This is a genomic window from Roseibium sp. SCP15, from assembly GCF_040329435.1.
Classification (GTDB): Bacteria; Pseudomonadota; Alphaproteobacteria; order Rhizobiales; family Stappiaceae; genus Roseibium.
Map to the genome: position 1 here is coordinate 1097009 of NZ_JBDZYI010000002.1, position 11728 is coordinate 1108736.

Annotated in this window: 9 protein-coding genes; 3 read left to right on the forward strand and 6 right to left on the reverse strand. The window is 56.2% G+C overall.

Annotation, left to right across the window (positions count from 1 at the left end; genetic code table 11):
- Positions 1-4 precede the first annotated feature (4 nt).
- Complete coding sequence (locus ABLO27_RS12490; protein WP_353033244.1) at positions 5-1006, forward strand: adenosine kinase; 1002 nt, start codon at positions 5-7, stop codon at positions 1004-1006.
- Positions 1007-1073: 67 nt separating this feature from the next.
- Here ABLO27_RS12490 and ABLO27_RS12495 read toward each other — a convergent pair whose 3' ends face one another.
- Positions 1074-1694, reverse strand: coding sequence for a 2,3-bisphosphoglycerate-dependent phosphoglycerate mutase (locus ABLO27_RS12495; protein ID WP_353033245.1), 621 nt, complete (start codon positions 1692-1694; stop codon positions 1074-1076).
- Between the two features lie 30 nt (positions 1695-1724).
- Positions 1725-2537, reverse strand: a complete 813-nt coding sequence (gene dapB / locus ABLO27_RS12500; RefSeq protein ID WP_353033246.1) for a 4-hydroxy-tetrahydrodipicolinate reductase — start codon at positions 2535-2537, stop codon at positions 1725-1727.
- Between the two features lie 414 nt (positions 2538-2951).
- Here dapB and ABLO27_RS12505 point away from each other — a divergent pair, with 414 nt between their 5' ends.
- Together ABLO27_RS12505 and ABLO27_RS12510 are read left to right on the forward strand one after the other, a co-directional pair.
- On the forward strand, positions 2952-4100 hold the full coding sequence (locus ABLO27_RS12505) for a substrate-binding domain-containing protein (RefSeq protein ID WP_353033247.1): 1149 nt from the start codon (positions 2952-2954) through the stop codon (positions 4098-4100).
- Positions 4097-6853 carry an EAL domain-containing protein gene (locus ABLO27_RS12510; protein WP_353033248.1) on the forward strand — a complete coding sequence of 919 codons (2757 nt, stop codon included), beginning with the start codon at positions 4097-4099 and terminating at the stop codon, positions 6851-6853. The genes ABLO27_RS12505 and ABLO27_RS12510 overlap by 4 nt, the downstream gene beginning before the upstream one ends.
- 201 nt (positions 6854-7054) lie before the next feature.
- Here ABLO27_RS12510 and pnp read toward each other — a convergent pair whose 3' ends face one another.
- From pnp to rbfA, 4 genes are all read right to left on the reverse strand, one after another.
- Positions 7055-9184, reverse strand: a complete 2130-nt coding sequence (pnp, locus tag ABLO27_RS12515) for a polyribonucleotide nucleotidyltransferase (RefSeq protein WP_353033249.1) — start codon at positions 9182-9184, stop codon at positions 7055-7057.
- 326 nt (positions 9185-9510) lie between these two features.
- The gene (rpsO, locus tag ABLO27_RS12520; RefSeq protein WP_353033250.1) at positions 9511-9780 is read right to left on the reverse strand and encodes a 30S ribosomal protein S15; all 270 of its coding nucleotides are present in this window, start codon (positions 9778-9780) and stop codon (positions 9511-9513) included.
- A gap of 211 nt (positions 9781-9991) precedes the next feature.
- Positions 9992-10936: a tRNA pseudouridine(55) synthase TruB gene (gene truB, locus ABLO27_RS12525; RefSeq protein ID WP_353033251.1), complete on the reverse strand. Its 945-nt coding sequence runs from the start codon at positions 10934-10936 to the stop codon at positions 9992-9994.
- Between the two features lie 281 nt (positions 10937-11217).
- Positions 11218-11637, reverse strand: a complete 420-nt coding sequence (gene rbfA, locus ABLO27_RS12530; RefSeq protein ID WP_353033252.1) for a 30S ribosome-binding factor RbfA — start codon at positions 11635-11637, stop codon at positions 11218-11220.
- Positions 11638-11728: the final 91 nt, after the last annotated feature.

The following is an 11728-nucleotide window of genomic DNA, read 5'->3' on the forward strand; positions in this document are numbered from 1 at the left end:
CCACATGACAGAAACCAGATTTGATGCCCTTTGCATCGGCAATGCCATTTGCGACGTGTTTGCGCATGTCGAGGAAGACTTCCTGCTCCAGGAAAACCTGATCAAAGGCTCAATGCGCCTGATCGATACGGAAGAAGCCGTTCGCCTGTTTGAAAAGATGGGTCAGACAGTCCGTGTCTCCGGTGGCAGCGCCGGCAATACCGCTGCCGGCATTGCGTCGCTTGGTGGCACGCCTGCCTATTTCGGCAAGGTTGCAGAAGACGAACTTGGCGACAGCTATTCCCACGACATGAACGGCACCGGGGTCTACTTCAACACGCCCCGCCTGCGAGAATGGAAGCCGACAGCCCGCTCGATGATCCTGATCACGCCGGACGGCGAGCGCACAATGAACACCTATCTGGGTGCCTGCACCGAATTCGGTCCGAGCGACGTGGACGAAGATGTCGTCGCAGCTTCCGCGGTCACCTACATGGAAGGCTATCTGTGGGACCCAGAGGAAGCCAAAAAGGCTTTCCTGAAGGCTGCCGAGGTTGCTCACCTCAACGGGCGCAAAGTCGCTCTGACTCTCTCGGATTCCTTCTGCGTCGACCGCTATCGCAGTGAATTCTTGTCCCTGATCTCCGACAAGGTTGTGGATCTGTTGTTCGCCAATGAGCACGAGCTGAAAGCTCTCTATCAGACCGGCGATATCGATACTGCCATTGCAGCGGCGAAGGAATCGGGAGCTTTGACAGCACTGACCCTAGGCTCAGAAGGTGCCATGGCGATCAGCCCCGAGGAAACGGTCAAGGTTTCTGCGCAGAACGTTGAAAATGTCGTTGACCTGACCGGTGCCGGCGACCTGTTCGCCTCCGGCTTCCTGTTCGGATTGGCCCGCGACTACAAGCTTTCTGATGCAGCCGAGCTGGGCTGCCTGTGTGCGGCCAATGTGATCAGCCATGTCGGCGCCCGCCCGGAACGGCCTCTCAAGAACATCGCCGCCCAGGGCGGTTTTGACGTCTGAGCGAAAAAATAGGGCGGTTGATACAACCGCCCTTTTCATTCTTCGCGACTGTCAGTCCAGATCAGACTTAGTCCGCAAGATCCTGGACACTTACGACACCGCCGTTTTCATCGAGACGATAAATAATCGGCGTACCGGTCCCAAGCTCACGCTTCAGGATCTGTTCCGGGGTCAGATCTTCCAGTTCCATGATAAGCGAGCGCAACGAATTGCCGTGCGCGGCAACAATGGTGCGCTTTCCAGACAGGACTTTCGGGAGGATCTCAGCCTTGTAGTATGGCAAGACGCGCTCTGATGTCATCTTGAGGCTTTCACCACCTGGTGGTGGAACGTCGTAAGAACGGCGCCAGATGTGAACCTGCTCTTCGCCGAACTTCTCGCGCGCCTCGTCCTTGTTCATTCCGGTGAGGTCGCCGTAATCCCGCTCGTTGAGAGCCTGATCCTTGATGGTCTCCAGTCCGGTCTGTCCAAGTTCCTCCAGAATGATGTCGAGGGTCCTTTGTGCCCGTGACAGATCGGAGGTAAAGGCCAGATCGAATGTCAGTTTCAGGTCCCGGAGCTGTTCGCCTGCCTGATGAGCTTCAGCCACACCCTGCTCCGTCAGATCAGGGTCTTTCCAGCCAGTAAACAGATTCTTCAGATTCCAGTCGCTCTGACCGTGACGGACGAGCACAAGAAGGCGATCCATGCCATTCTCCCTTGAACGTAAAACTCAAATTTAGTCATCCAGGCCGAGAACATCGGCCATCGAATAAAAGCCGGGCTTCTGGTGGAAGCCCCACAAAGCCGCCTTGACTGCCCCGCGGGCGAACAATTGCCGATCTTCGGCGCGGTGGGTCAACTCGATCCGTTCGCCCTCACCGGCAAATATGACGGAATGCTCACCGATCACCGATCCGCCGCGCAACGTGGCGAACCCGATATCGCCGGTCTTTCGGGGATCCATGATCCCGTCTCTTGATCGAACGGAATGGGTGGCAAGATCGATGCCCCGCCCTTCAGCTGCAGCCTCGCCAAGAAGCAAGGCCGTTCCAGAGGGAGCGTCAACCTTGTGCTTGTGGTGCATCTCCAGAACTTCGATGTCAAAATCCGTATCGAGAGCCACCGCCGCCTTGCGCACCAGATTGGCCAGCAGATTTACGCCGAGGCTCATATTGCCGGATTTGACGATACGCGCATGCCGGGCCGCGGCCTTGAGCGGCTCATCTTCACCTTCGGCCCAGCCAGTTGTTCCGATCACATGTACGATGCGAGCTTGCGCCGCCAGTTCCGCGAACCACAAACTTGCCTTGGGGGCGGTGAAATCAAGAACACCATCGGCCTTCGCAAAGGCGGTCAACGGATCATCGGTAACGGGCACCCCCAGGGAGCCGGCACCAGCGAGCTCTCCGGCATCCTGGCCAAGAAACTCTGAACCTTCCCGCTCAACTGCAGCGACCACTTCCGCTCCGGAGGTTTCGGTCACGGCGCGCGTCAGAGCCCGGCCCATTCTGCCGCCCGCACCGACGACTACCAAGCGCATTTGAGCCATGTTCATCCTCTTGTTCGATTTTCGCTCGCGGGTATAGCAGTTTCGCGATGGGAGGCAAACGGCTGATCGGTGAAAACCATCCATGCAGAGGTGCACCGAGCCCTGCCACCCTCCGGATTTTCCCCAAATTCGCCCCCATGCCTTCCAGTTGGCTCGTTGCCAATGAGGGGAACTTTCCAGAATTCGGCTTTGGCCGTTCCATGGACCTCATGCCCGCAACCGTTTTGGAGTTTACATTTTCTTTTCCATTACTTGCCGCAAAAGAATTCCTTTGGCTTTTTTTAATTTCCGGCAGTGAAACTGATCTGATGAGGGATCAACGACCAGCAAATGAACCATAAATATCCGCATTCAAAAGGCGCAACATTTGATATTTGCACTTATTACGCGAGAGTCCGGTAGTAGAAAGTACGCATGACAGCAAGATTTCAATCCACGGTGAAAGTCTTCCGGCTGCTGGCCGGCATCGTTGCAATCCTTCTTTCTTTCTATCTGCATGGCGTGGCCTCAGCTGCCGAAACGCCCTCCGGAACACTGGACGAATTCTGGACGCTTGAGGAATTCACGCGCAAAAGCCCCAAGCAACAGATGAATGCCGAAGCTTTCGCCGAGCGTGTCGCAGGTGATGCTGTCGCTCTCTCCAACTCGGGTAAAACCGTCCGGATCGCCGTCATCTATCCGGGAAGCCAGACATCCGATTACTGGCGCCGAAGCGTCGTTTCCTTCGAAGCAAGACTGAAGAAGCTCGGTGTTTCCTATGAAATCGTGCCCTATTTTTCGGGCTCGTCTTCCTTTGTCGGCAATCAGGCCAGTCTGATCACTGCGGCCTTGAAAGCGGATCCCGACTATCTGGTTTTCACATTGGATGCCCTCAGGCACAAAGCAATCGTCCAGCGCCTGATCGCCCGCTCTCGTCCCAAGGTCATCCTTCAAAACATCACGACGCCAGTAAAATCCTGGAGAGACAAGCAACCGTTCCTCTATGTCGGTTTCGATCACGTCGCCGGGACCAATCTGCTAATCGACTACTATAAAAAACGGTTCGGGCATCAAAAGCCTTTCGCAATTCTCTACGGCCCCCGCGGCTATGTCAGCCGGGCGCGTGGTAACACGTTTCTACAGGCCTATTCCGACCCAGAAGTCCTCAATCTGAAAGCTTCTTATTATGTCGGCTATGACCGCCAGAAATCCCGCGAAGCGACAACGCGCATCCTGGCCGACAATCCGGACCTGGCATTTATTTACGCCTGTTCCACCGATATCGCGCTCGGGGCGCTCGATGCAATTCAGGAAGACACAGAAGAGACTCAAGTGGTCACCAACGGTTGGGGGGGCGGAAGCGCCGAGCTTGAAGCCATCGCCAAAGGCGACCTCGATGTCACGGTCATGCGGATGAATGACGACAACGGTGTTGCGATGGCGGAAGCCATAGCGCTGGATCAAGCGGGGCTGCAAGACGAAGTGCCTGTGGTATACTCCGGCGGCTTCGAGCTCGTGACTTCAGGTGATTCGATTGAGCGTATTGACGAACTCAAGGCACGGGCATTTCGATACTCAAAATGAAAACAGCCAAGGGCGTAAAATATAGCCGGATTGTCTTGGGTCTTTTCTTCGTGGGCCTGATGGTTACGGCAATCGCCTTGTTCGGGATAACCTATCTCGGCAGCCTGGCTCTTGCTGAACTGGAAATTGAACGCCAGGCGCAACGGGATGAGGCGCTTGCCGGGCTGGTCTTCGAAACCCATCTTGAGCAACTTGAAAACCAGCTGCGCACGGCTTCGGTTGACCAGGATCTTATCGACGCGGTCAAGGATTACGATGGACGGGAAGCGACCCGTCTGCTGGAGCGCCTCGGTCAGAACTCAACCGGCCCCCAGCCGGACGTCCTGATCCTGGACCATGAACACCAACTCGGTTGGCTGAATGCGAGTCTGGCCCTTGTCGATGTGGCAGCTGTTCTGCCTGGCAGGCTGCTGCGAACCATGCCGCCGGACGTCTGGCGTATTTATGACACTCCGCATACAGAACCTGTCACGCTGATCGCGGTCATCGCCATTCCGATCATCGATCCGGACAATGGACGGGTCATCGCCAAACTCGTTGGTGGCAGTGTGCTCAACGATTCCTTCACGCTGCTCGACTCACTCGCCGGTATCCTGGGCACCAACAGTGTTACCATCGTTCATGAGGAACAGAACCTGGCCAGTGTCGGTGACATTTCCGACGAAAAGAATTTCGCCACGGCGCAGGGCTTTCTCGCCGAAAAGAACCATCATCTTGAGGATGCACGACTTTATACCAAGTCGGTTCTCTATTCTGATGAAAGCCACCATCCGATCTACGTCTACGCTGAAGAACCCAGCGACATCGTCATCAACATCCAGCGCTCGTACGAAGAGTACTTCGTTCCGTTTCTCCTTTATGTCGCCCTGGCTTCCCTGGCCGCGGCATTCGTCCTCAACCTTTTCACGGCCCCGGCGCTGTCGGCCCTTGTCCGATATGCAACAGCGCGCCGGAACAGGGGAAACATCGAAGAGTATCAGGCCGGGAAAATAGCCGAGTACAATCAGCTGGGATCGCTTTTCCAGGAAGCGTTCGAATCCGTTCACAACACCAATGCTCAGTTCCGCGAACTGATCGACGGGTCGCTGCAAGGTGTGATCGTGCACAAGAACGGCACGATCGTTTATGCCAACCGCGCATTGCTGGAGATGCTTCGCTACCCGGCTGATCATCCCGAAGAACTGGTTGGAGAAACGATCTGGTCCATCTATGCGCCGTTCGAGCGCGAGCGGGTCAGAAACTACCACAAGCTCAGAAGTGAGGGAGAGGTTGCTCCGACCGTCTACGAGATCCAGGGCCTGACCAAGGCAGGCGAATATGTCTGGCTTGAGCAACACGTTCGCGTAACCGATTGGGACGACAGTCCTGCCATTTATGTGACCCTTCTGGACATTTCGGAACGCAAGGAACAGGAAAAGCTGATCGAACTCCAGTCCAACTACGATCTGCTCACCAATCTGCCGAACCGCAACCTGTTCGTGGACCGACTGATGCAGGCCATCGCACAGGCCAAGAGAAGTGGTGGCATGGCGGCGCTGATGATGGTTGACATGGACCGTTTCAAGGCGATCAACGACACGTTCGGACACGGTTTCGGGGATGAAATTCTAAAAGTTCTGGGCGCCAGGATTGAAGCAGTGGCCGAATGGAACCAGACCGTTTCCCGTCTCGGCGGCGACGAATTCGCAATTATCTTGCCGGACTGCGAGGACGAATGGGAAATCGAGCACAAGGCACAGGCCGTTCTGGACGCAGTCGGCAAGAAGATCGACATCGATGATGGCAAGGACTTTTTCCTGACGGCAAGTATTGGCATCACCGTCTATCCATATGATGGCAAGGGGACGGACGGATTGATGCGTCAGGCGGATGCGGCCATGTATCAATCCAAGGCCGATGGTGGAAACCGTTTCCGCTTCTTCTCCAGACAAATGAACGAGCGCACTGCACGCACGCTCCAGATCGAATCCGCGCTGAGAAAGGCACTGGAACTCGGCGAGCTTGAAGTTCACTATCAGCCGATCATCGACTACGCCTCCGGCACGGTCTCAGGCTGTGAAGCGCTTGCGCGTTGGCATGACAGGGAACTGGGCACGATTTCACCAGCGGAGTTCATTCCGATCGCCGAGGATTCCGGACTGATCGTCAGCCTTGGCAAGCAGGTTTTGCAGAAGGCGTGCGAGTTCCATGCCTCATGCATCTCCCGCGGTCTCGATATCGGCAGCATCGGCGTCAACATCTCGCCGCGCCAGTGCCGCGAGGACGGTTTCGTCGGTTCCATCAAGTCCATTCTTGAAGACTGTGGCATGGACCCTGTCAACCTGCGCCTGGAGATGACCGAAAGCGTCATGTTCGATGACAGCAGGATCAATCCGGTTGCGCTCCTGAATGCGATCAAGAGCCTCGGCGTCAAGATTTCACTTGATGACTTCGGAACCGGATATTCGTCACTGAGTTATCTCAAACGCCTGCCGATCGATATTCTCAAGATCGACCGCTCCTTCATCATGGATCTTGAAAGCGACCCGGACGATCACGCTCTTGTCGAGGCGATCATTTCCATGGCCAGCAAGCTGGATATTGAAGTGGTGTGCGAAGGAGCGGAGACCCGCGAGCAATGCGAGATTCTCTCCGAACTTGGCTGCCGGCTCATCCAGGGATTCTATCTCGGCAAGCCCATGCCGGAACAGGATTTCTACGAGTTCCTTGCAAACAAGCCCTTTACAGACGGTCTGGCCAAGAAGGCCGGATGATACGATCAGCTACGGACATGGCCTTTCACCGGAGTGAAACGTCAAGGGGGCGAAACATCTATCGCTTGCTGCGATCAAAGATCTCAACGCGATAGGTGATACCCCTTTTTCAGGTTTTCACGACCGCTACAACCACCGCAGAAAAGAAAACGCGCGAGGATGGTGCATCCCCGCGCGTCTTCAGATCAGTTCGACAAGCGCTTATTCAGCAGCATTGTCTTTCGGAATTTCCTGACCGGTTTCCTGGTCAACAACCTTCATTGACAGGCGCACCTTGCCACGCTCGTCGAAGCCCATGAGCTTGACCCAGACCTTGTCGCCTTCCTTGACCACATCGGTGACCTTGCCGACCTTCTTCGGAGCCAGCTGGGAAATGTGAACAAGACCATCCTTGGCACCGAAGAAATTGACGAATGCACCGAAGTCGACGCATTTCACAACGGTGCCTTCGTAGATCACGCCAACTTCCGGCTCAGCGGCAATGGAGTTGATCCAGTTGACAGCAGCCTTGATCGCCTTGCCGTCGGAGGATGCGATCTTGACAGTACCATCGTCTTCGATGTTGACCTTGGCGCCAGTCTTCTCGACGATTTCACGGATGACCTTACCGCCCGAACCGATGACTTCACGGATCTTGTCGACCGGAATCTTCATCATTTCGATGCGCGGTGCATGCTCACCAAGCTCGGAGCGAGCTTCGGTGATTGCCTTGGCCATTTCGCCGAGAATGTGAATACGGCCGTCTTTCGCCTGCCCCAGAGCGACCTTCATGATCTCTTCGGTGATACCGTCGATCTTGATGTCCATCTGCAGAGCAGTAATGCCGTTTTCGGAACCGGCAACCTTGAAGTCCATATCGCCGAGGTGATCTTCATCGCCAAGGATGTCGGAAAGAACCGCGAAGCGATCGCCTTCCTTGATCAGACCCATGGCGATACCGGCAACCGGAGCCTTCAGCGGCACACCGGCATCCATCAGCGACAGCGAAGTGCCGCAGACGGTTGCCATGGAAGACGAACCGTTGGATTCGGTGATTTCGGAGACCACACGCAGCGTGTACGGGAACTCGTGGTGCTGCGGCAGCATCGGGTTGATTGCACGCCAAGCCAGTTTGCCGTGACCGATTTCACGACGTCCCGGGGAGCCCATGCGGCCGGTTTCACCGACTGAGTATGGCGGGAAGTTGTAGTGCAGCATGAAGTGAGACTTCACAGTGCCTTCCAAAAGATCGATGAACTGCTCATCTTCACCGGTGCCGAGGGTCGCGACAACCAGACCCTGGGTTTCACCACGGGTGAACAGGGATGAACCGTGAGCGCGCGGCAGGATGCCGACTTCGGAAGAAATCGCACGGACGGTGGACAGGTCACGACCATCGATACGATGACCGGTGTCGAGGATCGCGCCGCGAACGATTTCAGCTTCCAGCTTCTTGAACTGTTCACCCAGAACGGTTGCTTCAGGCGCTTCGCCTTCGGCAGCGTTGGTGATCAAGGCTTCGACAACCTTTGCCTTGGCAGCGTCAACCGCGTTCTTGCGGTCGGTCTTGGACGTGATCTTGTAGGCTTCGGTCAGCTCGCCTGCAGCAAGGGACTTGACCTGCTCGAACAACGCGGAATGGTCCGGTATGGACAGTTCGCGTGGTTCCTTGGCTGCGGTTTCCGCCAGCTTGATGATCGCATCGATGACCGTCTGGAAGCCCTTGTGGCCGAACATCACCGCGCCAAGCATGATGTCTTCGTCCAGTTCCTTGGCTTCAGATTCCACCATGAGAACAGCGTCGCTGGTTCCTGCAACAACCAGATCCAGCGCGGATTCCGGCATGTCGTCAACCATCGGGTTCAGAACGTATTCGCCGTCGATATAGCCAACGCGTGCGCCGCCGATCGGGCCCATGAACGGAACGCCGGAAAGGGTCAGGGCAGCGGAAGCTGCGACCATTGCCAGGATGTCCGGTGCGTTTTCCATGTCGTGAGACAGGACAGTGATCACCACCTGGGTGTCGTTCTTGTAACCGTCTGCGAACAGCGGACGGATCGGACGGTCGATCAGACGGGACGTCAGGGTCTCGTGCTCAGACGGACGGCCTTCACGCTTGAAGTAGCCACCCGGGATCTTACCAGCGGCAAATGCCTTTTCCTGGTAGTTCACGGTGAGCGGGAAGAAATCCTGGCCCGGCCTTGGTTCCTTGGCGGAAACGACAGTCGCCAGAACCTTGGTTTCGCCGTAGGTTGCCATGACGGCACCGTCGGCTTGGCGGGCAACCTTGCCCGTTTCGAGGACGAGCGGACGTCCGCCCCACTCGACTTCTACACGATGAATATCAAACATCATCATTCCTTACAGATTTGTGCGCCCCGCTGCTTTCGGTACAGCCTCTTGGGACGAACACATTCCCGGTCGGCCCCGGATGGGCCGGTTACCGGCTGACAGGTCACGGGCAAGACAACGAGCTGCTTTCATGGATGGAAAGAAAGAAGCCGGCAATCCTGCCCCATGACATGTCACGAGGCTTCTATAGAGTGTTCCTTTGGATATTGAAACACTCAAGAGCGCCACCAGACCGCTGACCCGAACCGGATCCTTGCTGCGGCTGAGAGTGCTCTAGAAAAAACGCGGCGGGCATGTCACCCACCGCGTAATTTGTTTCACCGGACTTAGCGGCGAATACCAAGACGCTCGATCAGCGACTTGTAACGCTCTTCGCTTTTGCCGCGCGTGTAGTCCAGAAGGGACCGGCGCTGCGCAACCATCTTCAGAAGACCGCGGCGGGAGTGATTGTCCTTGCCGTGACCCTTGAAGTGTTCAGTCAGGTTATTGATCCGCTCAGTGAGGATCGCAACCTGGACTTCCGGAGAGCCGGTGTCGCCGTCTTTGGTCGCGAAATCTTTGATGAGCTCAGCTTTGCGCTCTGCAGTAATCGACATCGCTCTTTCCTTTCAAAGAGTGGTGGCCAGTTAACCTGGCGCGTTGACATGCCGGAAATCCGGCCTGATCCGAATGTCTCCAGAGCCGAGATGTCGTTCAGCAAAGGATCCTTCCGGACGAATTGAGCTGAAATGCCCAATGGCGGCGGTATATGGCAGAAAACGGGGGAAAAAGCCAGTGGATTCTTCACACCCGCTTTCGGGTTCAAACTTACAGATGAAACACCCGGCTCGGTTGGAAACGGCCTTTGTCTATAGAACCGATGGCAACCGGCACGTTGGCGTGGCTAGCAAAGGCGACTTCCGTATTTAGTGGGGCATCCCGGCCCCGCAGCAGAACTGCCATGCCCTTGCGGATCTTGGCAGCGTCATCGAGAGACACCGGAACTTCGATCAGCTCGTCCATGGCTTCACGCACAGGCAGAACAAACTCTTCCACCAGGGCATCGATCCCCTCGCCCTCTTCCAGCTTTTCCGAAGTTTCCAGGATCTCATCCAGGTCGATCAGATCCTCTTCACCGAACGGACCGACCAACAGGCGACGCAGTTCGGTGACATGACCGCAGGTTTCCAGACGGCGACCAAGGTCGCGCGCCAGGGCGCGGACATACGTGCCTTTGCCGCATTCTGCCTCGAAGACGGCACGGTTTTCGTCCGGACATTCCACCAGATCCAGACGGTGAACATCGATCGGGCGGGCTTCCAACACGACCTCTTCACCGTCCCTTGCGAGATCATAGGCCCGCTCACCGGCAACCTTGATTGCGGAAAATTTCGGCGGCACCTGCATGATGGTTCCGACGAACTCTCCCAGCACGGCGGTGATCGCGTCCGCAGACGGGCGAACATCCGACGTCGCGATAACTTCGCCTTCGGTGTCGTCGGTGTTGGTTTCAGTGCCCCAGGTGACCTCGAACCGATAAACCTTGCGACCGTCCATCACGAACGGAACGGTTTTGGTGGCCTCACCGAAAGCCACCGGCAGCAGTCCGGAAGCTCTGGGATCGAGCGTTCCCGCATGACCGACCTTTTGCGGCGAAAAGATACGCTTGATCTTGCCGAGGGCCTCGTTCGACGTGATCCCATAAGGTTTATCGAGCACCAACCAGCCGTTGATGGTGTTCTTTTTTCTTTTGAACTGTTTCTGGCGCGCCATGTCTGGTCCGTTTGCGTTCTTTCGGCGGTGTATCTTTCCGAGAGACCTTAAGAATTTTCAGTGCTTGTCATCCCGGTTGGAGCGAAGCGCAAGACCGGGATCCAGTAACCGGTGTCAATTTTGAGCCGCAATTCCTTGTGCTTACTGGATCCCTGCTTTCGCAGGGATGACAACAGAAAGCATTTAAAGGTCTGTTCGGTTCGATCACAGCGAAACCAGGCAGCAGTGCGTCAAACCATGGGATGACTTTAATGAACGGAATTTGCTCCAAGCCCTAGGGCTCAGCTCTCGTCCCGATCCTCGTCGTCCGAATCCAGATCCCTGGAGACTTCAGGAGAATGCAGCAACGTACCGATGCGGTCGTCGTCGTCAAAGCGGGTGTCGAGAACGAACCGCAGGTCGGGCATGTACTTCATCGTCAACCGGCGAGAAATCTGACCACGCAAATATTTAGCGCTGCGATTGAGAGCCTTTTCGACCTTTTCCGCGTTCACGCCGCCAAGCGGCATGACCAGGCAGGTTGCAAGGCGCAGATCAGGTGTCATGCGCACTTCGGGAATTGTAATGATCACCCCGTCCAGATCCGGATCAGAGAACCGCCCACGTGTCAGAATGTCGGACAGCTCCTTGCGCACCGTCTCGCCAACCTTGAGCTGGCGCTGTGACGGACCACGGCTGTCCTGTCCGTGTTGTCTTGCCATTTTTGGTCCTAACCGGGCCGACAAAACGGCCCCTGAAATACAAGGGCGCCGGCGCGATCCAAAAGAACCCCGCCGGCGCGATTGCCTAGAA

What these genes read in the sequence shown, in the direction of transcription:
- pnp (WP_353033249.1), bottom strand. Translation starts at nt 9,184, where the DNA reads ATGTTTGATATTCATCGTGTAGAAGTCGAGTGGGGCGGACGTCCGCTC.
- ABLO27_RS12490 (WP_353033244.1), top strand. Translation starts at nt 5, where the DNA reads ATGACAGAAACCAGATTTGATGCCCTTTGCATCGGCAATGCCATTTGC.
- dapB (WP_353033246.1), bottom strand. Translation starts at nt 2,537, where the DNA reads ATGGCTCAAATGCGCTTGGTAGTCGTCGGTGCGGGCGGCAGAATGGGC.
- rpsO (WP_353033250.1), bottom strand. Translation starts at nt 9,780, where the DNA reads ATGTCGATTACTGCAGAGCGCAAAGCTGAGCTCATCAAAGATTTCGCG.
- rbfA (WP_353033252.1), bottom strand. Translation starts at nt 11,637, where the DNA reads ATGGCAAGACAACACGGACAGGACAGCCGTGGTCCGTCACAGCGCCAG.
- truB (WP_353033251.1), bottom strand. Translation starts at nt 10,936, where the DNA reads ATGGCGCGCCAGAAACAGTTCAAAAGAAAAAAGAACACCATCAACGGC.
- ABLO27_RS12495 (WP_353033245.1), bottom strand. Translation starts at nt 1,694, where the DNA reads ATGGATCGCCTTCTTGTGCTCGTCCGTCACGGTCAGAGCGACTGGAAT.
- ABLO27_RS12505 (WP_353033247.1), top strand. Translation starts at nt 2,952, where the DNA reads ATGACAGCAAGATTTCAATCCACGGTGAAAGTCTTCCGGCTGCTGGCC.
- ABLO27_RS12510 (WP_353033248.1), top strand. Translation starts at nt 4,097, where the DNA reads ATGAAAACAGCCAAGGGCGTAAAATATAGCCGGATTGTCTTGGGTCTT.